The organism is Dactylosporangium cerinum, assembly GCF_042653625.1.
GTDB lineage: Bacteria > Actinomycetota > Actinomycetes > Mycobacteriales > Micromonosporaceae > Dactylosporangium > Dactylosporangium cerinum.
In genome coordinates this window covers 51947-75487 of record NZ_JBHSIU010000060.1, presented here as the reverse complement: position 1 = coordinate 75487, position 23541 = coordinate 51947, and the positions used below count along the sequence as shown (strand labels likewise).

At 72.8% G+C, this 23541-nt stretch carries 22 protein-coding genes; 11 read left to right on the top strand and 11 right to left on the bottom strand.

The features are described 5' to 3' along the window. Positions 1 to 33: 33 nt before the first annotated feature. Together ACFPIJ_RS41920 and fusA are read left to right on the top strand one after the other, a co-directional pair. Entirely contained in the window at positions 34 to 1332 is a 1299-nt protein-coding gene (locus ACFPIJ_RS41920; RefSeq protein WP_380124200.1) for an MFS transporter, read from the top strand. Between the two features lie 234 nt (positions 1333 to 1566). After that, on the top strand, positions 1567 to 3564 hold the full coding sequence (fusA, locus tag ACFPIJ_RS41915; protein ID WP_380124197.1) for an elongation factor G: 1998 nt from the start codon (positions 1567 to 1569) through the stop codon (positions 3562 to 3564). Positions 3565 to 3624: 60 nt separating this feature from the next. On the opposite strand, the gene ACFPIJ_RS41910 is transcribed toward fusA, so the two are convergent. The 4 genes from ACFPIJ_RS41910 to ACFPIJ_RS41895 are packed head-to-tail and all read right to left on the bottom strand — an operon-like array spanning position 3625 to position 7805. Beyond that, positions 3625 to 3768, bottom strand: coding sequence for a hypothetical protein (locus ACFPIJ_RS41910; protein ID WP_203852308.1), 144 nt, complete (start codon positions 3766 to 3768; stop codon positions 3625 to 3627). A 58-nt stretch (positions 3769 to 3826) separates the two neighbouring features. Next, complete coding sequence (locus ACFPIJ_RS41905; RefSeq protein ID WP_380124194.1) at positions 3827 to 6502, bottom strand: FtsX-like permease family protein; 2676 nt, start codon at positions 6500 to 6502, stop codon at positions 3827 to 3829. Further along, a complete protein-coding gene (locus ACFPIJ_RS41900) occupies positions 6499 to 7218 on the bottom strand; it encodes an ABC transporter ATP-binding protein (RefSeq protein ID WP_380124191.1) in 720 nt (239 codons plus the stop codon). Before ACFPIJ_RS41900 ends, ACFPIJ_RS41905 begins: the two co-directional genes overlap by 4 nt. After that, on the bottom strand, positions 7215 to 7805 hold the full coding sequence (locus ACFPIJ_RS41895; RefSeq protein WP_380124189.1) for a PadR family transcriptional regulator: 591 nt from the start codon (positions 7803 to 7805) through the stop codon (positions 7215 to 7217). Before ACFPIJ_RS41895 ends, ACFPIJ_RS41900 begins: the two co-directional genes overlap by 4 nt. A gap of 146 nt (positions 7806 to 7951) precedes the next feature. Between ACFPIJ_RS41895 and ACFPIJ_RS41890 the strand changes: the two genes are divergently transcribed. Together ACFPIJ_RS41890 and ACFPIJ_RS41885 are read left to right on the top strand one after the other, a co-directional pair. Then, positions 7952 to 8764 carry an alpha/beta fold hydrolase gene (locus tag ACFPIJ_RS41890; protein WP_380124186.1) on the top strand — a complete coding sequence of 271 codons (813 nt, stop codon included), beginning with the start codon at positions 7952 to 7954 and terminating at the stop codon, positions 8762 to 8764. Continuing rightward, on the top strand, positions 8761 to 9228 hold the full coding sequence (locus ACFPIJ_RS41885) for a GNAT family N-acetyltransferase (protein ID WP_380124183.1): 468 nt from the start codon (positions 8761 to 8763) through the stop codon (positions 9226 to 9228). Before ACFPIJ_RS41890 ends, ACFPIJ_RS41885 begins: the two co-directional genes overlap by 4 nt. A 28-nt stretch (positions 9229 to 9256) precedes the next feature. Here ACFPIJ_RS41885 and ACFPIJ_RS41880 read toward each other — a convergent pair whose 3' ends face one another. From ACFPIJ_RS41880 to ACFPIJ_RS41865, 4 genes are all read right to left on the bottom strand, one after another. After that, positions 9257 to 11278, bottom strand: a complete 2022-nt coding sequence (locus tag ACFPIJ_RS41880) for a methyl-accepting chemotaxis protein (protein ID WP_380124181.1) — start codon at positions 11276 to 11278, stop codon at positions 9257 to 9259. 52 nt (positions 11279 to 11330) lie between these two features. Further along, positions 11331 to 12071, bottom strand: coding sequence for a hypothetical protein (locus ACFPIJ_RS41875; RefSeq protein ID WP_380124179.1), 741 nt, complete (start codon positions 12069 to 12071; stop codon positions 11331 to 11333). After that, positions 12064 to 12615: an RNA polymerase sigma factor gene (locus ACFPIJ_RS41870; RefSeq protein WP_380124177.1), complete on the bottom strand. Its 552-nt coding sequence runs from the start codon at positions 12613 to 12615 to the stop codon at positions 12064 to 12066. Before ACFPIJ_RS41870 ends, ACFPIJ_RS41875 begins: the two co-directional genes overlap by 8 nt. Before the next feature lie 64 nt (positions 12616 to 12679). Further along, complete coding sequence (locus tag ACFPIJ_RS41865; protein ID WP_380124174.1) at positions 12680 to 13636, bottom strand: aldo/keto reductase family protein; 957 nt, start codon at positions 13634 to 13636, stop codon at positions 12680 to 12682. A 102-nt stretch (positions 13637 to 13738) separates the two neighbouring features. On the opposite strand from ACFPIJ_RS41865, the gene ACFPIJ_RS41860 reads away from it, so the two are divergent. Together ACFPIJ_RS41860 and ACFPIJ_RS41855 are read left to right on the top strand one after the other, a co-directional pair. Beyond that, positions 13739 to 14578 carry a helix-turn-helix transcriptional regulator gene (locus tag ACFPIJ_RS41860; RefSeq protein ID WP_380124173.1) on the top strand — a complete coding sequence of 280 codons (840 nt, stop codon included), beginning with the start codon at positions 13739 to 13741 and terminating at the stop codon, positions 14576 to 14578. A 160-nt stretch (positions 14579 to 14738) separates the two neighbouring features. Further along, positions 14739 to 16175, top strand: coding sequence for a glycosyl hydrolase family 18 protein (locus ACFPIJ_RS41855; RefSeq protein WP_380124171.1), 1437 nt, complete (start codon positions 14739 to 14741; stop codon positions 16173 to 16175). Positions 16176 to 16202: 27 nt separating this feature from the next. On the opposite strand, the gene ACFPIJ_RS41850 is transcribed toward ACFPIJ_RS41855, so the two are convergent. Next, positions 16203 to 17393, bottom strand: a complete 1191-nt coding sequence (locus ACFPIJ_RS41850) for a cytochrome P450 family protein (protein ID WP_380124169.1) — start codon at positions 17391 to 17393, stop codon at positions 16203 to 16205. A gap of 103 nt (positions 17394 to 17496) precedes the next feature. Between ACFPIJ_RS41850 and ACFPIJ_RS41845 the strand changes: the two genes are divergently transcribed. From ACFPIJ_RS41845 to ACFPIJ_RS41835, 3 genes are all read left to right on the top strand, one after another. Further along, the gene (locus ACFPIJ_RS41845) at positions 17497 to 17889 is read left to right on the top strand and encodes a hypothetical protein (RefSeq protein WP_380124167.1); all 393 of its coding nucleotides are present in this window, start codon (positions 17497 to 17499) and stop codon (positions 17887 to 17889) included. Between the two features lie 346 nt (positions 17890 to 18235). Continuing rightward, a complete protein-coding gene (locus tag ACFPIJ_RS41840) occupies positions 18236 to 18871 on the top strand; it encodes a DUF998 domain-containing protein (RefSeq protein ID WP_380124165.1) in 636 nt (211 codons plus the stop codon). Positions 18872 to 18935: 64 nt separating this feature from the next. Continuing rightward, positions 18936 to 19409: a hypothetical protein gene (locus ACFPIJ_RS41835; RefSeq protein ID WP_380124164.1), complete on the top strand. Its 474-nt coding sequence runs from the start codon at positions 18936 to 18938 to the stop codon at positions 19407 to 19409. Here the strand turns inward: ACFPIJ_RS41835 and ACFPIJ_RS41830 are convergent. Continuing rightward, positions 19403 to 20239: an alpha/beta hydrolase gene (locus ACFPIJ_RS41830; RefSeq protein WP_380124161.1), complete on the bottom strand. Its 837-nt coding sequence runs from the start codon at positions 20237 to 20239 to the stop codon at positions 19403 to 19405. The two genes, ACFPIJ_RS41835 and ACFPIJ_RS41830, sit on opposite strands and share 7 nt — an antisense overlap. 61 nt (positions 20240 to 20300) lie before the next feature. Here ACFPIJ_RS41830 and ACFPIJ_RS41825 point away from each other — a divergent pair, with 61 nt between their 5' ends. Further along, positions 20301 to 22157 carry an Hsp70 family protein gene (locus ACFPIJ_RS41825; RefSeq protein WP_380124158.1) on the top strand — a complete coding sequence of 619 codons (1857 nt, stop codon included), beginning with the start codon at positions 20301 to 20303 and terminating at the stop codon, positions 22155 to 22157. A gap of 2 nt (positions 22158 to 22159) precedes the next feature. On the opposite strand, the gene ACFPIJ_RS41820 is transcribed toward ACFPIJ_RS41825, so the two are convergent. Next, the gene (locus tag ACFPIJ_RS41820; protein WP_380124156.1) at positions 22160 to 22912 is read right to left on the bottom strand and encodes an SDR family oxidoreductase; all 753 of its coding nucleotides are present in this window, start codon (positions 22910 to 22912) and stop codon (positions 22160 to 22162) included. Positions 22913 to 23007: 95 nt separating this feature from the next. Here ACFPIJ_RS41820 and ACFPIJ_RS41815 point away from each other — a divergent pair, with 95 nt between their 5' ends. After that, the gene (locus ACFPIJ_RS41815; protein WP_380124261.1) at positions 23008 to 23481 is read left to right on the top strand and encodes an RrF2 family transcriptional regulator; all 474 of its coding nucleotides are present in this window, start codon (positions 23008 to 23010) and stop codon (positions 23479 to 23481) included. The last annotated feature ends 60 nt before the right edge of the window (positions 23482 to 23541 follow it).

The window sequence follows — 23541 nt, the reverse complement described above, 5'->3', positions numbered from 1 at the left end:
CAGATCGCTCCGGCGGGGTGAAGGCTGAGGCGCATGAGCGCCACCAGCGAGGTCCAGCAGCCACGCAAGTTCGCCGCGCTGCGGAACAAGGACTGCCGGCCCTACCTGTTCGGCGCGGCGCTGGCGATGATGGCCGACAACATCGAGCACGTCATCACGTACTGGGTGCTGTGGGAGAAGTTCCACTCGCCGGCGCTGTCCGGGTTCCAGGTGATCAGCCACTGGGTGCCGTTCCTGCTGTTCTCGGTGTACTTCGGGTCCCTGGCCGACCGGTTCGACTGCCGGCGGGTCATCCAGGCCGCGCAGCTGCTGTTCGCGTCGGTGTCGGTCGCGTGGGGCGTGCTGTTCCTGACCGGCACGTTGCAGGTCTGGCACGCGTGTGTCCTGCTGGTGCTGCACGGCCTCGCGGGGTCGCTGTGGGGGCCGGGGGAGCAGCTGATGCTGCACGACTTCGTCGGCGACGAGGAGCTGCCCAGCGCGGTCCGGCTCAACGCCACGTTCCGCAGCCTCGGCGTGCTGTTCGGGCCGGTCGTCGGCTCGGCGCTGCTGCTCGGGCTCGGCCCGACCGCCGGGATCTTCGTCAACGTGCTGTTCTACCTGCCGCTGACGCTGTTCCTGTTCCGCACGAAGTTCACCGGGCACACCCGCGACCACGGGGCGCCCCGGGCGCGGGTCGGGCTGATGGAGTCGGTGCGGGTGCTCAAGGCCGTCGGCAGCAACCACACCCTGGTCAGCATGATCATCCTGGGTGGGCTCGGGTCGTTCTTCGTCGGCGCGTCGATGCAGTCCGCGATGCCGATCTTCGCGCAGGATCTCGGGGCCGGCGGCGCGGCCTCCGGGGAGGGCATCGACGGCGCCAGCCTCGCCTACGGGGTGCTGCTGTTCGCCAACGGCGCCGGCGGGGTCCTCGGCGGCATCCTGCTCGAGGCGACCGGGCGGATCAGACCGACCGTCCTGGCCGCCGTGATCAGCACCGCCGTCTACGGCGTCACCAGCCTGTTCTTCGCCATGAGCACCAGCTATCCCCTCGCGGTGGGGCTGCTGCTCATCGGCGGGGTGGCGAACCTGGCGTCGATGTCGATCGGGCAGACCGTCGTGCAGCTGCTCGCGCCGCCGGCGGACCGGGGGCGGGTCATCGGCGTCTACGGGGTGTCCGCCAACGGGCTGCGGGCCGGCAGCGGCTTCACCGTCGGGCTGCTCGGCGCCGCGATCGGCGTGCACTGGTCGCTGGGGCTGAGCGCGGCGGCGCTGTGCGTGGGCACCGTCCTCGCCGCCGTCTATGCGCTGCGGGGCGGAAAAGCGGTTCCCGTGGGTGGCGCGGCCCCGGTATGATCTCCGTGTCGTGCTGAGGAAGGGGGAGACCGCCATGCGCTATCGCGTCGCCGTCGTCATCCCCCTGTCCCGGCACGAGGTGATCCTGGTGTCTTCCTGCCCGCTGGTGTGAGCCCGCGCGGCCGCACCGGCTGGACCCTGCCCTGAAACGCTGCACGGCGACCAACGCCGGCGGCTGAGGCGTGGGGTAATCGCGCTGCCCTGTTCAGACACCACGCTGAAAGGCCGCAGGCCGTGCGCACCCATCACCTGTCCCAGACCCGCAACATCGGCATCCTCGCCCACGTCGACGCCGGCAAGACCACCACCACCGAACGGATCCTGTTCCGCACCGGCGCCACCTACAAGCAGGGTGAGGTCCACGACGGCACCACCGTCACCGACTTCGACGCGCAGGAGCGCAAGCGGGGCATCACGATCTTCTCCGCGGCCGTCAGCTGTACCTGGGACGGCCACCGGATCAACCTCATCGACACGCCCGGGCACGTCGACTTCTCCGCCGAGGTGGAGCGCGCACTGCGCGTCCTCGACGGTGCCGTCGCCGTGTTCGACGGGGTCGCCGGGGTCGAGCCGCAGAGCGAGTCGGTGTGGCGCCAGGCCGACCTGCGCGGGGTGCCGCGCATCGCGTTCGTGAACAAGCTCGACCGCTCCGGCGCCGACCTCGACGCCGCGGTCGCCTCGATCCGGGCCCGGCTGCACGTCACGCCGCTGGTCGTCCAGCTGCCGATCGGCGCCGAGGAGCAGTTCGTGGGCGTGGTCGACCTGGTGACGCGCCGCGCGTACACCTGGGACGAGCAGACGATGACCGAGGTCGACGTGCCCGATCCGGCCGCGCTGCACGCGCGGCGCCGGTTGCTGGAGGAGGCCGTCGCCGAGCTGCACGCCGGCGCCCTGGAGGAGTTCGTCGCCAACGACGGGCTCAAGGACGCCACGCTGCGCGACGCACTGCGGGAGGTGACCAACAACCGGACCGGCGTGGTGGTGCTGTGCGGCTCCGCGTACAAGAACCGGGGCATCGAACCGTTGCTCGACGCGGTGGTGGCCTACCTGCCCTCGCCGCTGGACGTGCCGCCGGTCCACCCGGACCGCCCGGCGGCCCCGGACGCGCCGTTCGCCGGCCTGGTCTTCAAGGTGCACGCCGCCACGACCGGGCGCCTCACCTACGTGCGGGTCTACTCCGGCACGATCACGAAGGGAGCCACCGTGCTCGACACCGGCACCGGACGCACCGAACGCGTCAGCCGGATCCTGCACGTCCAGGCGGACCGGCACACCGAGCTGGACGACGCCGCCGCGGGCGACATCGTCGCGGTGGTGGGCGTCAAGCACGCGAAGGTCGGCAGCACCCTGTGCGCTCCGGATGCGCCGCTGGTGCTGGAGGCCGCCGGCGCCGCGGAACCGGTCGTGTCCGTGGCGGTGGAGGCCCGCGTGGCCACGGACACCGACCGGCTGTCGGTCGCCCTGGCCAGGCTCGTCGACGAGGACCCGTCGCTGCGGGTGCGCAGCGACCCGGAGACCGGGCAGACGGTCCTGTCCGGCCTCGGTGAACTGCACCTGGAGGTGGCGGTGGAGAAGCTACGGCAGGCGAACGGGCTGACCGTCAACGTCGGCCGGCCCCAGGTCTCCTACCGCGAGACGGTCCTGACCGGTGTCAGCGGCCTGCTGTACCGGCACGTCAAGCAGGAGGGCGGCTCCGGGCAGTACGCGCACGTGCTCATCGACGTCACCTCTTCGGATCAGGCGTTCGCGTTCGACTCGGCGGTCGTCGGCGGGCGGGTCCCGAAGGAGTACGTCAAGGCGGTCGAGGCCGGCTGCCGCGACGCGCTGCTCGAAGGCCCGATCGGCGGTCACCCGGTGACGGGCGTCCACGTGACGCTCGTGGACGGCCAGACCCACTCGAAGGACTCCTCCGAGCTGGCCTTCCGCACCGCCGGCCGGCTCGCGCTGCAGCAGGCGCTGCGGCAGAGCACCATGGCGGTGCTCGAACCGGTCGCGGAGGTCACCGTGACCGGTCCCGATGACACCGTCGGCGCGGTCCTCGGCGATCTCGCGGCCCGCCGCGGCCGGGTCACCGACTCCACGACCCGGGGTGGCACGGTGGTGGTGACGGCGACGGTGCCGCTCGCGGAGCTGTTCGGCTACGCGACCCGGCTGCGCAGCCGCACCCAGGGCCGGGGCACGTTCACCACCCGGCCGGCCGGCTACCAGCAGGCTCCGGAAGGCACGGCCTGAACGACAGTGGGCGCCCGCCAGGTTCGGCGGGCGCCCACTCTGCTCGTCTGGGTGGCGGCTTCAGCGCGTCATCGTCGAGTACAGGAAGCCGACGATCACCAACACGCCGATCACCCCGAAAAGGATCAACGCACCGGAGCCGCTGGTGCTGGCGCCGCCCTCGTCCTGAATCTCGGACGTCTCGGGCTCTTCGTCGGAATTCACGGGATCTCCCACTTCGGACTTGCGGGACATCCTACCGTGACACACCGGCTTCCCGGAGTCAGGCCCTCCGTTCGATCGGCAGCCGGGCCCTGGTGAACAGGGCCGTGCCGAACATCGCGACCAGTGGCACGACCAGGACCGCGACGGCGATGTTCAGCCACGGGATCTGCATCGTGTACAGCGTTTCGCTCGGCCACGTGGACCCCGCCACGCGGTTGAGCGAGGCCAGTACTGCCCACCCGGCGCCGATGCCCGCGACGGCGCCCAGCAGCGAACCGAAGCCGGCGATCACCCCCGCCTGGCTCAGCGTCAGCCGCCGGCGGACGGCGGGTGAGGCCCCGACCGCGCCGAGGGTCGCCAGGTCCGGCCGGCTGTCGACGGCGGCCAGTCCGGTCGAGATGCCGGCCGCGCCGAGGGCGATGACGGCGGCGACGATCGCCAGGACGAGCAGTTCGACGGTGGCGTCCGGCCGGTACGGGACCGCGATGCCCCCGTGGTAGTAGTTGCCGAGGCCTTCCGTCGCGGCGTTGAAGGCGCCCTCCTCGGCCCGGGTCGGCAGCCTGGTCGTGGCCGCGACGATGCCCCTCACGTCGACCGTCAGCCCGGTCTTGGCGACCGCCTCCGGCGAGATCGCGACGAAGATCCTGGACACGGCGGTGGTGCTGACGTAACCGGGGACGCTGACGGTGTGTTTCACGCCCTCCGGGTCGTCCGGGCTCGGCACGCCGAGCAGGAGCTTGCCGTCCTCGACCAGCTCGGGGTCGGCCACCACGACGCCGCCGGCGCGCAGGGTGGCCTCGGCGCGGGCGAGGTCCTCACCCTGGGCCGCGGAGATGAGCCCGAACGTGGTGCCGTCATCGACGATCGTGGTGGCGTTGCCCGCGTTGCCGGGCATCATGTACCCGTCGCTGCGGCAGCGCGGGTCGCGGGCCGCCTTGCGCTCCTCCTCCTTGGTGACGTTCCCGGGACGGAACGGGCACCTCCGGTGCTCCGGCCGCACCGGGTTCAGCCAGCACCACGCGTCCGGGGCGGCCGGCTGCGCGCACGCCACACCGCGCAGCTCGACGGTCCGCGACACGGGCAGGGTCGACGTGGCCGTCTCCACGAGGCGCTGGGTGGGCAGCGGGTCGGCCCGCTCACCCCGGTTGCCGACGCCGCGGGTGATCTCCGCGTACCCCTCCGGCAGCGCGGCGACCTGCATGTCACGCTGCCGCTGGATGTCGCTGGCGAGGTACACCCCGACCGTCATGGCGCCGAGCACGGCGGCCATCACCGCGGAGATCGCCGGTGCGGTCGAGGAGCGGTTGCGGGCCAGGTCGCGCACGGCGATGCGGGGGGCGAGCGGGAGCCGCCGGCCGAGCCTGGCGATCAGCCCGACGAGCGTCGGCGTGCACACGACCAGGCCCAGCTCGGCCAGGACGAGGCCGGCCATGACGACGGTCGAGTCGATCGCGACGATGCCGTAGCCCGCGGCGGCCGCGCCGGCCCCGAGGGTGCAGAGCCCCGCGACGAGCCAGCGGCGGCCGGGCCCGGTCCGGTTGCGCCGCCCGGCGAGGGCCGCGACCACGTCGGTGCGCGCGGCCGCGAACGCGGGGACCAGCGCCGCGCCGACCCCGGCGACGAGGGCGAGCCCGGCGATGCCGAGCAGCGCCATGGGGAACACCCGGTACGCGCCGGCCCGGGCGTGGGCGACGTGCTCCTCGAACACCCCCCGCAGCGCGAACGCGATCGCGATCGCGGCGATGGTGCCGACGACACCGGACACCACGCCGAGCAGCGCCCCGTCGGCCAGGACGATGCGGCGCAGCTGCGCCGGGGTGCCGCCGTTGGCAGCCACGAGGGCCAGCTCGCGGCGCCGCCGACGGGCACCGACCGCGAACGCCGGGCCGGCGAGGAGCACGATCTCCAGGACACCGAGGCCGAACACGAGGATGCCGAGGCCGAAGACGTTCTCGCTGCTGCTCGGCCAGATCAGGGCGTCCGGCGGCGGGTTGAGCACGACGACCCGGGACCGCACGAGCAGGCCGTGCTGGTTGAGCGCCCGCACCTGCTCCCAGGTGACCGGGCCGGGCGCGTCGACCAGCCATTCGGTGTTGGAGCTGAGCTCCGGCGCGGGCAGGGTGCCCGGACGCAGCACGGCGACGGGTCGCAGCGTCTCCGGGAACTCGATCTCCGCGACGACCCGCGCGCTGCCCTGCCCGGGCAGCGTGACGGTGCCGCCGAGCTTGACGCCGACCAGTTCCATCGCGGCCTCGTTCAGCGCGATCTCGTCGCTGGACCCGGGTGCGGTGCCGCGCAGGACCGAGACCCGTTTGTGGTACGCGGGGTCGGCGAGGTCGAGCTGGTGGCCGGCGAGCTTCTGCTCGCCGTTGCCTCCGCGCAACCGGATCTCCCGCGTGTCGACCTGGACGACGTGGGTGCCGGCCGGCAGCAGCGCGAGCAGCGCGTCAGTGGTCGGCGTCGGGGGCTGGCCCCGCTCGACGCTGTCCATGCCGTAGCCGTCGGCGTCCTGGATGATCTTGCCGTCGGTCGGCCAGCGCGCCGAGGCCTCGAAGCTGCCCAGCTCCCGGTCCAGCTGCTCGGACCTGGTGAGGGTGAACATGTCGTACATGACGGCGGCGAACGACAGGCCCAGCACCGGCAGCAGGATCAGCGACAGCACCAGCGCGGTGCGGCCCTTCGCCCGGCGCGCCTCCCGCCGGGCGATCCGCAGCGAGACCAGCCAGCCCCTCACGACGAGGCCCCGTCCAGCAGGTGCTCCGGCTCGGTGAGGGGGCCGGACGTGTCCACGACGACGCCGTCGCGCAGGAACACCACCCGGTCGGCCCACGCCGCGTGCCGGGCCTCGTGGGTGACGAGCATCCCGGCCGCGCCGGCGTCGACCTTGGCGCGCAGCAGCCGCAGGACCGCCTCACCCGTCTGCGAGTCCAGGGCGCCGGTCGGCTCGTCGGCGAGGATCAGCCGCCGCTGCCCGACGAGCGCCCGGGCGATCGCGACCCGCTGCTGCTGGCCGCCCGACATCTCGTCGGGGAAACGGTGGGCGTACCCCTCCAGATCGACCTCGGCGAGCGACGTCAGCGCGGCCCGGCGGGCCCGCCGCACCCCGACGCCGTCCAGCTCCAGGGGCAGCGCGATGTTCTCCGCCGCGGTGAGGCTGGGCAGCAGGTTGAGGTCCTGGAACACGTAGCCGATGCTGCGCCGGCGCAGCGCGGCGAGGGCCTTGCGGTTGAGCCCGCCGAGGACGGTGCCCTCGACGGCGACCTCACCCTGCGTCGGGCCGTCCAGCCCGCCGGCCAGGTTGAGCAGCGTCGACTTGCCGGACCCGGAGGGCCCCATGACCGCGACCAGCTCACCCGGCCGGACGGTCAGCGACACGCCGCGCAGCGCCAGGACCGTCGCCTCGCCGCTGCCGTGGGTGCGGTGCACGTCCCGAAGCTCCAGCACGCTCATGCGGTCTTCTCCCTGTCGTGGACCGTTTCCTCGTCCTGGTCCGGCGTCGTCGCCGGGGGCAGGGTCGGCAGTGGGGCGTGCCGGGCCAGGCTGGCCTCGCAGTGGTCCAGCCACCGCACCTCGGCCTCCGCCTGGAAGATCATGGATTCGAGCACGAGCCGCCAGGACAGGTCCGCCGGGCCTGCCGTGCGTTGCTTCATCCGCGTGTACTCCTGCAGCATCCGCATCGTCGCGGTGCGCTGCGCCTGGATGATGCCGGGCACGTCGACCCCGGGCGTCGTCAGCGCGAGGGCCAGCTTGATCGCCAGCTCGTCCCGGGGCCGGTCGCCGCGGCCGATCGGGGTGGCGAACCAGGTGGCGAGCTCCGCGCGCCCGGCGTCGGTGATCTCGTACGGTCGCTGCCCCCCGTCGTGCTCCGGCAGCGACCGCACGAGATCGTCGCGTTCGAGCCGCGACAGGGTCGTGTAGACCTGCCCGATGTTCAGCGGCCACGTGCCGCCGGTCGACTCCTCGAACGAGGTCCGCAGCTGGTAGCCGTACATCGTGCCGCGCTGCAGCAGCGCCAGCAGACCGTACTTGATGGACATAGATACGGAGTATGCATACCCGGTATGCGAGGCGCAAGCGCCTTGCCCTCGCCCGCCGCAGTCCGCCGCGACGGTGCGCCGGATCACCGACCGGGTCGCCGCGCATCTGTACACCTCGCCGCGGGTGCCCGGATAGGGTCGTATCCATGGGGGACGTTCAGCTGGACGACGGACGGACGCTGCGCACGTACGACACCGGCGGCGGCGATTTCGTGATCCTCTGGCATCACGGCACGCCCAACATCGGTGCGCCGCCCGCGCCGCTCTTCGCCGTCTCGGAGCCACTCGGCATCCGCTGGATCTCCTACGACCGCCCCGGCTACGGCGGCTCGACCCCGAGCCCGGACCGCACCGTCGCCTCGGCCGCAAGCGACGCCGCCGCGGTCGCCGACGCGCTCGGCGTGGACCGGTTCGCGGTCATGGGCCACTCCGGCGGCGGCCCGCACGCCCTGGCCTGCGCCGCCCTGCTGCCCGACCGGGTCACCGCCGCCGTGAGCGTGTCGGCGCTGAGCCCGCACACCGCTGACGGCTACTTCGACGGCATGGCGCCGGCGGGGGTCGCCGCGCTGGGCGCCGCCCTCGCCGGCCGCGCGGCCAGGGAGCACCACGCGCTGGCGCCGGGCGACGACGACATCGGTTTCCTCCCCGCCGACTGGGCGGCCCTGTCGTCGGACTGGTCCTGGTTCGGCGAGATCGTGGCCGCGGGGCAGGCGGCCGGCCCGGGCCCGCAGGTCGACGACGACCTCGCGTTCGTGCGCCCGTGGGGCTTCCCGCTCCCCGCCGTCACCGCCCCGGTCCTGCTCCTGCACGGCGCCGCCGACCGCATGGTGCCGAGCGTCCACGCCACCCGCCTCGCCACTCAGCTGCCCACCGCCGAGTCCCGGATCATCCCGTCGGAAGGTCACATCACCGTCATGCGCCACGCCGCCGACGCCCTGCACTGGCTGGTCACCCGATGAGCGACCGGTCCCGTGACGGCTACGTCCTGTTCACCGACCCCGCCCGCGTCGACGTCGACCTGGTGCACCGCTGGCTGTCGGAGGAGTCCTACTGGGCCACCGGCCGCGCCCACGACATCGTGGCCCGGTCGATCGCGGGTTCGCGGCCGTACTCCGTGTGGCGCGACGATGTCCAGGTCGCCTTCGCCCGCGCGGTCACCGACGGGGTCACCTTCGCCTGGATCTGCGACGTCTTCGTCGACACCGGCCACCGCGGTCACGGCCTCGGCCAGTGGCTCGTCGACAGCATCATCGCCGACCTGTCCGCCGGCGGCCTGCAACGCTTCCTGCTCGCCACCCGCGACGCCCACGAGGTGTACCGCCGCTCCGGCTTCGGACCGGTCGCCGGCCCGAGCCGCTTCATGGAGATCGACCGCCGCCCCACCCGCAACGCCATCCTCGCCGCCCTCCCCGACGCCGAGTAGCACTCTCCCTCACCGCCGGCTTGCGGGGTCAGTCCTCGCCGAGGAGGGTGGTGATGTAGCGGCCGATGGTGGCGACGGTCTGTGCGGTGGGTTCGACGAACTCGATGCCGACCTCCCCGGCGGTGTCGGTGTCGAGGTGGCGCACGGCGCGGCCCTGCAGCGGGATGCGTTCGCCGCCGAGGAGCAGGGTGAGGTCCAGGACGGTCTCGAGGGCGGGGCGCCAGCCGGACTTCGCCGCGCAGCGCAGGCCGGAGATGCTCAGGTCGAGCAGGTCCGCCTCGGCCTGCTGGGCGCCCTGGCTGAGCAGGACGGTGCCTTCGACGGCGGCGCGGTTGTGGCGGCGGCGTTCGAGGCGGTCGGTGACCTGGGCCAGGCTCTCGATGCGGGTGATCGCGGTGTGGACCGCGCCGACGAGCTGCTCGACGGAGGCGCGCTGGCGGGCGGCGACCGCGGTGAGCTGGGCGGTGACGTCGCCGACGGCGTTGACGCCCTGGCTCATGTCGGTGATGACGCCAGCCATGGCCGAGGCGTCGGCGCCGAGCGCCTCGACGGTGCTGGTGATCTCGCCGGTGGACTCCTTCGTCTTCGTGGCCAGGTTCTTCACCTCGCCGGCGACGACGCTGAAGCCGCGGCCGGCCTCGCCCGCGCGGGCCGCCTCGATGGTGGCGTTGAGGGCGAGGAGGTTGGTCTGGCCGGCGACGCCGGCGATGAGGTTGGCGATGCCGTCGACGCGGCCGAGGCTGGTGGTGACGGCGTTGATGGCGGAGTCGGCGTCGGCGGCGCGGTCCACGACGGTGCGGGTGACCCGGTCCGCGGCGGCGGCCTGCTGCTCGATCGCGTCGGCGGCGGCGAGGACGTCGTCGGCCTCCGACATGACGATGCGCAGCTCGGCGAGGGCGGACGCGCTGGTCTCGTCGATGACCTCGCCGGCGCGGCGGCGGACGGTCTGCTCGGCCAGCTGCTGGCGTACGTTCGTCGTCATGAGCTGCGCCTCCTTGGCGAGACGCTCGTCGGCGAGGCTGCGCTCCTGCTCCTGGAGGGCGTCGAGCATGGCGTCGACGGCCCGGCCGAGTTCGGCGATGTCGTCGGTGCCGGACGGGTTGATGCGCAGCTGGTGGTCACCGGAGGCGACGATCTGCTCGGTGGTGCGGCGCAGCGGGCCGACCCGTCGGCGTAGCGCTGCCCGCACCGCGAACAACACCGCGATGACGAGCAGGACGGTGGCGACCGCGACGAAGATGAAGAGTTTGACCGCGGTGGCGCTGGCGGCGGCGTGGATCGGGCGGGCGGCGACGACCTCGAGCACGATGCTGCCGCCGTTGACGGTGTCGATGACGGCGTCGACCGCGATGTGATCGGCGCCGAGGACCTTCGTGCCGATGCGCAGGTCGCCGAGGTCGCTGTGCAGCGTCGGCTGCGGGTCGGCGCCCTGGCGGGCCTGCGGGGCGAGCCGCAGCGGCAGGTCCAGCGCCGTGCCGAGCCGGGCGACCCGGGCGTCGTCGAGGCGTTTGAGCAGGATCATCCCGCCGGACGGGGCGCCCTCGCCGCTGCTCTGGAAGGCGCCGACGCCGCAGAACAGGTAGGGCGCGTCCGCCGACACGACGCCGCAGCGCGACACGCCGGGTTCGGCGGCGGGGTCGAACAGCTGCCGCAGCACCGCCGGGTCCTGCAGTTGCGGGGGAGGGGTGCCGTGGGTCGGCGCGTCGGTCGTCATGCCGCCGACCCGCAGCGTGCCGTCGGCGCCGATGCCGAACATGCCGTCGATGTCGTTCGCGGAGTTCTGCGCCTCGGGCGGGAAGTCGGCGGCGAAGCCGTCCTTGTCGCTGTTGCCGATGTCGTTGTACGCGTTGTCCCACACCGCGTTCGTCGCGCCGAAGGCGGTGAGCAGCTGCGCCTGTGAGTTCAGCCCGATCCGGATGCGATCCGCGTCCTGAGCGACCTGGCGCGCCTCGAGCTGCTCGAACGCCCCGGTGGTGATCAGCTGCATCACGAGGAACGCGGCGGCAAGCCCGGCGAACCCGCCTGCTACCGGCAAGAGCAGGCGGGACAACCGGCGTACGTTGGGACCCACGATGACCAGTTCGGCACCTGGGGTCCGGACCTTATGCGATCACGTAGGTGGAGATCGTTAACGCGAGCTGGTAGGCGGCGTACGCGTCGTCGCCGGGCCTCGCCGCCGTCGCGTCCGCGAGGTCCAGGTAGAGCAGCTCGTACACGTGACCCGGCACCGGACCGGGCCAGTCGCGGGGGCGGAACGTGAGCGGAGGGTGCACCGCGGCCATGCCGTTGGCCGGCGCGACGGGCCAGATGACGGCGTCGCCGGGCCCGACCCGGCCGTTGCCGCTCGCGGCGTCGAGCACCCACACGCGGTCCGGCCGCAGCGGCGGGCAGGCGGCCTCGGGCCGGGCGGCGATCGTGAACTCGCCGCCGGACAGCGTCAGCTTCCACGCCGCTGCGCAGGAGGACGGCAGTGCGTTGGGGGCAGCGACGGACGGCGAACCGCCGGGGCGGGACGGCGGCGCGCTGCCGTCCGGCGAGCCTTTCAAGGAAGCGCTCGCCGTCGGGGCGCCCACCCCCTGCGGCGGGCCGGTGCCCGCGGACGCGGCGTAGACGGCGAGGATCGTGACGACGGCCGCGGCGAACGTGCCCACGACCGCGAACCGCCTTCCCCGCGCCCGGCGTCGCGGCGAGAGAGCGACCACATGCGCGTCCGAGTCGTGCGCGGGGCGGCCGGCGCGCCGGACCACATCGGCGAGCCCGTCCTCAGGATCGAAGAAGTCGGAAGGAGCGGAGCCGTACGCCCGCCGGATCAGCTCCCGCGTCGGATCGGTGGGTTCAGGCATCGCCGTTTCCTTCCACGAGCTGCTGGAACCGTTGCACGTACGGTTGGAGGAGCTTGCGCAGCGCCGACACGTGACTGCGCACCGTCGACTCGCTCATGTCGAGCAGCCGCGCGATGTCCGTGGTGCTGTCGTCGTGCAGGAAGAACAGCAGCGCCACCTGCCGGCGCCGGGTCGGCTGCCCGTCGATGACCCGCCGCACCGCCTGCACCAGGCCGGTGCTGTCCGCGACCCGGTCCAGGTCGGTGTCGGCCAGCCCGACGTCGTGCTGCTCGTCCAGCGCGTCGAACCTGGCGTCGACCGCCGCGACCCGGCGCACGTAGTTCTTCGCCGTGGTCAGCACGTACGCCCGCCGTTGGGCGTCCTGCAGCCGCCGCAGCTGTGGCCAGCGTTCCAGCATCCGCGCGAAGCTCTCCGCGGTCGCCTCCACGCCGAGCTCCCGCCCGGCGAACGCGCACATGAACCGTTGCACCCCCGGCGCGTCCCGCCGGTAGAACTCGGCGAAGTCCGGCGGTGCCAGTCCAAGCTCATGCGTCGTATCGATCATTCGATCCTCCCCGGTGCGGCGCCCCTACTGAAGGAGAGAGCACCGGGGGGTCGAATGTGTCCAACTACCGCGAGCCGAGGTGCGCCATCATCGGCTCGGGGTAGCGCGAGCCACGGGCGGCGCCGGCCGGCACCGCGGCCTCGATCGCGGCCAGGTCCTCGGCGGTCAGGGCGACCGGGGTGATCGCCTCCGCGAGCCGCTCGCGGGTCCGCGCGCCGACCAGCGGCAGGATGTCGGCACCCTGCGCGGCGACCCACCCGATCGCCAGCTGCGCGACGGTGACACCTTTCGCCGAGGCGACCCGGCGCAGCGCCTCGACCAGCGCCAGGTTGTGCCCCACGTTCTCGGGCGCGAAGCGCGGCCCGTGTGCCCGGAAGTCGCCGGGTGCCATGGCGCGGTCCGCCTGCCAGTGCCCCGACAGCAGCCCGCGCGACAGCACCCCGTATGCCGTCATCCCGATGCCGAGCTCCCGCAGCGTGGGCAGCACGTCGTCCTCGACGCCGCGCGAAAGCAGCGAATACTCGATCTGCAGGTCGGCGATCGGGTGCACGGCGTGGGCCCGGCGGATGACGTCGGCACCGACCTCGGACAGCCCAATTTTCCGGATATACCCGTCTTTTACCAGATCGGCCAGCGCGCCGATGGTCTCCTCGATGGGCACCGCCGGGTCCAGGCGGGCCGGGCGGTACACGTCGATGTGGTCGACGCCGAGCCGGACCAGGGTGTACCCGAGGAAATTGCGGATCGCGGCCGGCCGGGTGTCCATGCCGCCCCACGCGTTGTCCGGGCCGCGCAGCGCGCCGAACTTCACGCTCAGTTCGACCTTGTCCCGGTCGCCGGGCCGCAGGGCGTCGCGGATGAGCAGCTCGTTGTGGCCCATGCCGTAGAAGTCGCCGGTGTCGATCAGGGTCACGCCGGCGTCGATCGCGGCGTGGATGGTGGCGATGCTCTCGGCGCGGTCCGACGGGCCGTACATGCCCGACATGCCCATCGCGCCGAGGCCGATGATGGTGTTCTGCATGCCCCGACAGTGCCCCCGGCGCGGCGGCGACGGCAGCGGAGCGCTCTTCGTAGGAGCGGCGGTCCCTGGCTGCGCCCGTGCGGCAGGCGGGACGATGGGCACATGCAACGTGACGACCTCGCCGACTTCCTGCGCCGCCGCCGGCTCGCGATCCGCCCCGCGGACGTCGGGCTGGCCGAGGGCCCCCGCCGGCGCACGGCGGGGCTGCGCCGCGAGGAGGTCGCGCTGCTGGCCGGCATGTCCACCGACTACGTGGTCCGCCTGGAGCAGGGCCGCAGCGCACAGCCGTCGGTGCAGATGCTGTCGGCACTGGCCCGGGCGTTGCGGCTGTCCGAGGACGAGCGCGACCACCTGTTCCACCTGGCGGGGCAGCAGCCGCCGCGGGCCGCCGGTGGGGTCACGCACGCGCGGCCCGGGCTGCTGCGGATGCTCGACCTGCTGGGTGACACGCCGGCCACGATCGGGTCGGACCTGGGGGAGACCCTCGCCCAGAACCGGATGGCGATGCTGCTGCTGGGCGACCAGACCCGGCTGCGGGGTGACCTGCGCTTCCACGTGTGGCGCTGGTTCATGGACGCGGACTGGCGCGCGGTGTATCCGGCCGAGGACGCCGAGCACCACAGCCGCGTCACGGTGGCGGATCTGCGGGCCACCGCCGCCCGCCGGCACGGCGACCCCGACGTCGACGGCCTCGTGCGGCGGCTGCTGGCGGCGAGCCCGGAGTTCGCAGCGGTGTGGGGCGAGCACGAGGTGAAGGTCCGCCGCTCGGACCGCAAGCGCATCGTCAACCGGCAGGTCGGCGTCATCCACGTCGACTGCGAGACCCTGGTGACCCCGGACCAGCGGCAGAAGCTGCTGGTGCTCACGCCGCAGCCCGGCACGGACGCGGCGGAGAAGCTGGCGTTGCTCTCGGTGGTCGGACTGCAACATTTCAGTGTATGAATACCCGCTGGTATCGACTTTCTTCGAGACTTACATTGACATCCGATAGTTAACTTTCCTATCGTTTCAGCCACCTGTCATCGTGCCGGTGGCGCCTTCGTTGGTCCCGGGCATCCCCACCCTGCCCATGCCGCCGGCCGACCATCCGAAGGAGCACCTCTTGTCCTCCTCCAGTGAATCCGGGGCCGCCCGTCCCGGACGCCACCGGGCCCGGCGCTCGGCGTTCGCCGCCGGGGCCATCGCCCTCGCCACCGCCGCCGTCGGGGGCATCGTCGCCCTCGCCAGCCAGCCCGCCGCCGACGCCGCGACCCTGCCCAACGGTTTCCGCAGCGTCGGCTACATGCCGTCGTGGGCAGGCAGCGCCAACAGCATCCAGTACAGCAAGCTGACCCACATCAACTACGCGTTCGTGCTGCCCAACAGCAACGGCAGCCTGCAGGGCCTCGACAACCCGTCGAAGCTGCAGTCGATCGTGTCCCTCGGCCACGCCGCCGGGGTCAAGGTCTCCATCGCCGTCGGCGGCTGGAACGACGGCAACGACTCCGGCTTCGAGGGCCTCGCCGGCAACGCGACCGCCCGGACCGCGTTCGTCAACAACATCGTGAACCTGGTCAACCAGTACAACCTCGACGGCGTCGACATCGACTGGGAGTACCCCGACCCGGGCACGTCCGGCAACAACTACACCGCGCTGATGTCGCAGCTGAGCACCGCCATGCACAGCCGCGGCAAGCTGCTCACCGCCGCCGTCGTCTCCGAGGGCGGCACGGCCAACGGCGTCCAGCCGGCCGTGTTCGGCTACGTCGACTGGCTCAACATCATGGCCTACGACGGCGGCAGCCCGCACGCCAACTACGACTGGTCCATCGCCGCCGTCAACTTCTGGAAGGGCCGCGGCCTGCCCGCGTCCAAGGCGGTCCTCGGCGTGCCGTTCTACTCGCGGCCCGGCTACTTCACCTACGTCGACCTGGTGAACCGCGACCCGGCCAACGCCAACCGCGACTGCACCACGATCAACGGCGTCCAGGAGTGCTACAACGGCCTGCCGACGATCCGTCGCAAGACCACCTGGGCCATGGCCAACGCCGGCGGCATCATGAACTGGGAGCTGTCCCAGGACGCCACCGGCGCCAACTCCCTCGTGAGCGCCATCTACACCACCGCGACCGGCGGCACCCAGCCGACCAACAACCCCACGACGAGCAACCCGGGCGGTCGCACCGGCCGCATCACCGGCATCGCCGGCAAGTGCATCGACGTGGCCGCCGCGTCCACCGCCAACGGCACCGCCGTGCAGATCTACACCTGTAACGGCACCAACGCCCAGACCTGGACCGTCGGCGGCGACGGCACCCTGCGCGCCCTCGGCAAGTGCATGGACGTCACCAGCGCCGGCACCGCCAACGGCACGAAGATCCAGCTGTGGGACTGCAACGGCTCAGGCGCCCAGGTCTGGCAGGCCCAGTCCAACGGCACCCTGCTCAACCCGGTCTCCAACAAGTGTCTCGACGTGACCGGCAACGTCTCCACCGACGGCACCCGGCTGCAGATCTGGGACTGCTTCGCCGGCGCGAACCAGCGCTGGGTCCTTCCCTAACACCGCGTCGGCCACGCTCCCCGTTCGCTACAACTGGACGGGGAGCGTGGTCGTGCCGTGGATCAGGACGCCGGGGCGCCAGATCAGCTCGGACGCCGGCACGGCCAGGCGCATGCCGGGGAACGCGGCCAGCAGGTCCCGGAACGCGATCTGCGCCTCGAGGCGGGCCAGGGGAGCGCCCAAGCAGTAGTGGATGCCGTGGCCGAAGGCCAGGTGCTGGTTGTCGGGGCGGCCCAGGTCGACCGCGGCCGGGTCCGGGAAGCGCGCCGGGTCGCGGTCCGCGCTGAGGATCGAGATGGCGACCACGCCGCCCGCCGGGATGGTGACGCCGCCATACGTGACCGGCTCCATCGCCACCCGGAACGTCGCGGTCTCCACCGGGGACTCCAGGCGGAGGAACTCCTCGACGGCGCTCGGGATCAGCGACGGGTCGTCCAGGAGGCGGCGGTGCTCGTCGGGCCGGGTCAGCAGGGTCCACATGCCGTTGCCGATGAGGTTGACGGTGGTCTCGTGGCCCGCGATGAGCAGCAGGAACACCATCGACGTGAGCTCATCCTCGTCGAGGCGGTCACCCTCGTCGGTGCTCGCGATGAGCGCGCTGAGCAGGTCGTCGGCCGGGTCGGCGCGCTTGGCGGCGATCAGGGTCCGCAGGTAGCCGAGGAACTGCGTGGCGGCGGCCGGCACGCCGGAGCGGTCGACGGAGCCCGCGACCAGGATTCCGGTCCAGCGCCGGAACGCGACCTGGTCCTCCTGCGGGATGCCGAGCAGCTCGCAGATGACCTGGATGGGCAGTTGCACGGCGTAGTCGTCGATGACGTCGGCGCGCTCGCCGGTCCGCATGCCGGCGATCAGCGCCGCGCTGAGCTCCTCCACCCGGACCCGCAGCTGCTCGACCCGCCGGGCCGTGAACGCCTTCGCCACCAGTCGGCGCAGCCGGGTGTGGTCCGGCGGGTCGTTGGCGAGCAGGTGCCTGGTCAGCGGCGCACTGATCTCCGGAGCGAGCGCCGCCGCGTTGGCCGTGGCGCCGTTGCGCTTCGACAGCCGCGGGTCACCGAGCGCCGTCCTGGCGTCCGCATACCGCGTGACCAGCCACATCTCCATGCCGGTCGGCAGCTGCAGCCGGTGCACCGGGGCCTGCTCGCGCATCGCGGCGTAGACCGGATGCGGGTCGTCCCAGAAGTCCTGCGTGAACATCGGCGTGCTGGGCGCTGTAGTCACCCATTCACGGTAGCCAATTCTCACGGGTTTCGTTGTCCCGGTCACGGTAGGTGACCCTCCCGGTGGGAATGTCCCTGTGCTGTCCTTCATTAGGATTCCGATCGTGGAGCTCGACGCGTACCTGCGGTCCTACCGCGCCGGCGGCTACGACGTGGACCGGGTCGAACGGTCGGTCTGCGGCAACTGCGGCGGCACGGAGTTCCGGTTGTGGGTGGACGACGAGGTCGGGTATGCGGCCCGGCGCTGCGAGGCGTGCGAGGACGAGTTCGACCTGCTGGACAGCGCCGACACCGCCGACGAGCAGGACGGCGACGAGGCCGGCTGCCCGTGCGGCGGCGAGACGTTCGAGATCGCCGTCGGCTACGCCCTGCGCGCCGACGGCGACGTGCGCTGGGTCTCCGTCGGGATGCGCTGCCGCACCGACGGCCGCTGCGGGGTGTACACCGACTGGAAGATCGACTACAGCCCGACCGCGCACCTGTTCGACTCAGCCTGACAGTCGCGTCTGCCGCAGCAGATAGCACGCTGTGTCGCTGCCCTGCTCCTCCGCCGCCCGCAGCGCGGCCGTGTAGGCGGCGCGATCGCCGGCCGCCCACCAGCGCTGCCAGGCCGGAGTAGACCGGGCCGTCGGTGTACGCGGCCGCGAACCGGCGCACCTCCCGCCAGATGCCGGCCCGCAGCGCGGGGACGTCGCCGCCGTCCGTCACCTTCAGTGAGTAACCGACCGCGCCCAACACCGCTCCAGAAAGTTTCGCCGGCGATGTCGGATCGCGGGCGGCCCGTTCGAGGTCCCGGTGAAGGCAACCACATCCGCGCACCGCCCCCCGGAAGGACCGATCGCCATGCTTCCCAACCAGGTCACCCGCTCCCTGCTCGGCTACGGCGTCATCGCCGGCCCGTTCTACGTGACCGTGAGCCTCGCGCAGGCGTTCACCCGCGAGGGCTTCGACCTGACCCGGCACGCGTGGAGCCTGCTGTCCAACGGCGGGCTCGGCTGGATCCAGATCACCAACTTCGTGCTCACCGGGCTGATGGTCATCGCCGCCGCCGTCGGGCTGCACCGGGCGCTGCCCTCCTCGCCCTGGGTCGGCCGGCTCGTCGGGGTGTACGGCGCCAGCCTGGTCGCGGCCGGTGCCCTGCGGGCCGATCCGGGGCTCGGCTTCCCCGCCGGCACCCCGGCCGGCCCCGGCGCTGTGAGCTGGCACGGGATCGGGCACTTCGCGGCCGGCGGGATCGGGTTCCTGTGCGTCATCGCGGCGTGCCTGGTCATGGGGCGGCGTTTCGCGCGGGACGGGCGGCGGGGGCTGGCGGTGCACTCGTGGGTCTCCGGCGTCCTGTTCCTGGCCGGGTTCGTGGGGATCGCGTCCGGCAACAGTGCCCCCGGGTTCACGCTCGGGTTCGTCGCCGCGGTCCTGGTGATCTGGGCCTGGCTGGCCACGGTGTCGGTGCACCTCTACCGCGCTACCCCGAACTGCTGACGGGCGGCCCGGTTGGCATGAACGTGCGATTCGCGGGCGATTGGGCCGGCGCAGGCTGTCCGGTATGGCTTACGCATACCCTCCGCAGCCGGCGTACGCGATGCGTACCACGGCGCCCGTCTCCCTTCACGTCGTCGCGATCTTCCAGTACCTCGGCGGGCTCGTGACGCTCGGCATCGGCGCGCTGTTCGGCCTCGCCGCCTTCGACGTCGTGCCCCGCTGGCAGTCCGCGCTGGACTCCGCCTACCTGGGCCGCTCGGTGGACGTGACCCCGATCATCGTGGCGATCGGTGCCGTGTTCGCCGTCGTGGGTCTCATCGCCATCGTCCTGGGCCGCAAGGTCCAGCGCGGCCGCAACTGGGCCCGGGTGGTGCTGATCATCCTCAACACGCTCAGTCTTGTGTCGGTGGTGTGGCAGGTGTACCAGACGTCCCTGCTCACCACGTCCACGATCGTGAGCGCCGCCCTGCCGGTGCTGTTCCTGCTCCTGCTCAACACCCGGGCCGCCCGCTCCTGGTGCCGCTACGGCACCTACTGACGGCGCGTGAGGGCGCGCAGCGCGGCGGCGATCTGGGCCACGGCGACCGCCGCGTCGTGGGTCAGGGCGAGCTTCCTCGGGAAGTTGTGGAAGGTGCCCTGATAGCGGGTGGCGATGACCGGCACGCCCGCCGCCGCGAGCCGCGCCGCGTACCGTTCCGCCTCGTCGCGCAGGATGTCGAGCTCGGCAGTGACGATGACGGCCGGGGGCAGGCCCGCCGGGTCGGCCAGGAACGGGTCCAGGTCGGGCTGGTGCCGCTGGACGCCGGGCGGGGCGAACGCGTCCCAGAAGTCGGTCATCTCCTGCGGCTGCAGCCACTCGTTGCCGAGGTCGGGGTAGTCCGTCACGGGGCTCAGCACGGGGCAGATGAGCACCTGGGCGGCGAGATCCCGGCCGGCGTCGCGTTCCCGGCGGGCCGTGACGGCGGCGAGGAGCCCGCCGGCCGAGTCGCCGGCGACGGCCACCGTCGTGGGGTCCAGGGCGTACTGCTGGCCGTGCCCCCGCAGCCAGCCGATCACCACGTCGATGTCCTCGAACGCGGCCGGGAACGGTGCCTCCGGGGCCCTGCGGTAGTCGACGGCGAGGACCGCCCAACCGGTCTCCGCGGCGAGCAGCCGGCACAGCCCGTCGTGGGTGGCGAGGTCGCCGAGGACCCAGCCGCCGCCGTGCGCGTAGAGCAGCACCGGCGTCACCGGGTCGGTGCCGTCCTGGTAGAGGCGGACCGGGACACCGTCCGCGTCGAGGTCCCGCACGATCCGCACGGCCCGGACCGGGCCGACCTGCTCGCCGACCGCGTCGAGCATCGCCTGCCGCTGCGCCACATGATCCATCCCCGAAGTATGCCCGGTTCGGTGGTGGCGGCCCCGGGCCGATGCGTTACTGTCGCGCGCCATGACGCGTGCGCGGTTCCGGCTGGGCATCGACTTCGGCACGTCCACGACGATCGCGGTGCTGCGCCGCCCAGACGGGCGGGTCCAGCAGTTGCTGTTCGACGGCTCGCCGCTGCTGTCCTCCGCGGTCCTGCTCGGCCCGGACGGCCGCCTGCACACCGGCCGGGACGCCGCGCACCTGGCCCGCAGCGCCCCGGAGCGCCTCGAGCCCAACCCGAAACGCCGCGCCGACGAGGCCACGGTCCTGCTCGGCGACAGCGAGGTCGACGTCCGGGACCTGATCGCGGCAGTGCTGCGGCGGGTGGCGGTCGAGGCCGCGCGGGTCGCCGGCCCCGTCGGCACCGTGACGCTGACCCACCCCGCGGACTGGGGTTCCGGTCGCCGCGCGCTGCTGGTGGAGGCCGCCCGGCTGGCCGGGTTCACCGACGTCGACCTGGTCCCGGAGCCCGTCGCCGCCGCCACCTACCTCGCCGCCACGCAGGAGGTGCCTTCCGGTTCGTGCGTCGTGGTGTACGACCTGGGCGCCGGCACCTGTGACGTGACGCTGCTGCGCCGGGACCGGTCGGGTTTCACACCGGTCGCGTCCGGCGGCCTGAACGACCTGGGCGGCCTGGACGTCGACGCGGCAGTGGTCGGGTTCCTCCAGGCGACGTACGGGACACTGTGGACCGACCCGGCGACCCGCCGGCAGCTGTGGGACGACGTGCGCACGGCGAAGGAGATGCTGTCGCGGGCCAGCGGCACCGTGGTCATGGTGCCGGCGCTCGGGCGGGAGGTGCCGCTCGGGCGGGAGCAGCTGGAAGGGCTGATGCGGCCGGTGCTGCGGCCGAGCGTCGCGATGACCCGGTCGCTGCTGGCCGACGCGGGGGTCGGGCGGTCGGAGATCGCCGGGCTGTTCCTGGTCGGTGGTTCGAGCCGGATCCCGCTGGTGGCGACGATGCTGCACGAGGCGCTGGGGATCGCGCCGGTGGTCGCCGAGCAGCCGGAGCTGGTGGTGGCGGAGGGCGCCCTGCCCGGTGCCGCCGTCTCCGCCTCCACCGCCGCTGTCGATACCGCCGCTCTTGCCGACGCCGCCGACCTCCCGGCGACCGGCGCGTCCGCCGCCGTTGCCTGGGCCGCGGGCGCCTCGGCCACCAGCACCTTTGCCGGCGGTGCGCCGGAAACCGTTGCGCCGGAACGTTCCGGCGCCGGCACGCCCGTGCCGGCCCGGGCGCGGCGCGGGTGGCGGGCCCGGCTGCTTGCCGCCGCCGCTGTCGTCGTCGTGCTCGCCGGCGCCGCCCTGCTCATCTCCCAGCTGCAGGACGACGGCGGCGACCAGTCGCCCGACGGCGGCGGACCGTCCACCCAGGCCGTGCGCTACGACCTCACGAAGCTGCCGGGCGACCTCTGCGCCAGTGTGGATCTGACGCTGTTCGCCACCCTGTACGAGAAGGTGGACAGCCCCCCGAAACCGACCCGCCAGATCATGTCCACCGGCAGCGACGCGACGTGCCGCACCGTGCGCCTGCACGGCACCGTCCGCGCCACGTTCTCCGCCGCCATCAGGGTCACCCCGTCGCGGGAGCAGGCCGCCACCGACTACCGGATGTTGGTCGGCGACACCGCCGCCCTCAACACCCGTCCGGAGCCGCTCACCGGCCTCGGACAGGAGGCGGTGATCTTCGAGATGGCCGTCTCGACGTCGATCATGACGCTGATCCTCGGCTTCCGCGACGACAACCTGACTTGGCAGCTGCGGCTCACCGTCGACCGGCAGGACGAGGCCGGCTGGACCGCCGCGCAGAAGCAGCAACTGCGCGACAAGCTCGTCGAGGTGACCCGCGCCGCCCAGCCGAAGGTCACCGCCGGACTGGCCTAGTTTCAGCTCTTGCCGAGCCAGTCGACGAAGTGGATGGCGCCGAGGCGGGCGCCCGGGCCCGGGGTCAGTGAGGTGTCGTCGAGCTCGGCGCCGAAGTAGCGGGCGTGCGGGTCGGTCGTCACGTCCTGGATCGGCTCCGAGCCCTCGTGGGCGGCCAGGAACCGGCGGATGTGCTCGTCCATGCGGACGGGCTCGGGACCGGCGAGCTCGACGATGCCGTTGTGCGGCGCCGCTTGGGCCACGTCGGCCAGGGTCGCGGCGACGTCGTCGGCAGCGACCGGCTGGAACAGGGCCGGTGGGAGCCGGACCGTGTCGCCGACGACGGACGACTGCGCGATGGCGTGGGAGAACTCGTAGAACTGCGTGGCCCGCACGATCGTGAAGGGCACGCCGCCGGCGGTGACGGCGGCCTCCTGCGCGACCTTGGCCCGCAGGTAGCCGCTGTCCGGGTTCCGGTCGGCGCCGACGACGGACAGGGCGACGACGTGCGCCACGCCGGCGGCGCGGGCGGCCGAGACGAGGTTGCCGGCCGAGGCCTGGAAGAACGCCAGGACGGCGGCGTCCTCGAACGACGGCGAGTTCGCCACGTCGACCACGACCTGGGCGCCCTCCAGCGCGGCGGCAAGGCCCTCGCCGGTGACCGTGTTCACGCCGGTCGCCGGGGACGCCGGGACGACGTCGTGGCCGGCGGCGCGCAGCAGGTGGACGAGCTTGCCGCCGATGAGGCCGCTCCCGCCGATGATGACGAACTTCATGGCCGTACTCCTAACTCGGACAAGTTTTGTCCGGGACGAGTACCGACTGTACCCGGACACGGGGTGTCCGAGTCAAGTAGGATGGGTGGGTGAAGATGTCAGGCGGGGTGGAGTGGGCGCTGCACTGCTGCGTGGTGCTCACCGCCGCACCGGCGCCGGTGCCCGCCGCGCGCCTCGCCGAGCTGCACGACGTCTCCGGCAGCTACCTGGCGAAGCAGCTGCAGAGCCTGTCCCGGGCCGGCCTGGTGCACTCGGTGCAGGGCCACGCCGGTGGCTACGTGCTGACCCGCCCCCCGCAGGAGATCACCGTGCTGGACGTGGTGACGGCGGTCGACGGGGCGCAGCCGGCGTTCGTGTGCACGGAGATCCGCCAGCGCGGGCCCCTCGCGACCCCGGCGGAGGCGTGCACGATGCCGTGCGCGATCAGCCGGGCGATGGCCGCCGCCGACGAGGCCTGGCGGGCGGCGCTGCGCGCAATCACGATCGACGACCTCGCCCGGGACGTCACCGGCGACTACGGCCCGGCGACATTCACCGGCATCCGCGCCTGGCTCACGCCCTCCTCATAACCCCTTCTCGTGATCCGGAAGACCTTGTGCACCCCCGACTGCACAAGGTCTTCCGGATCA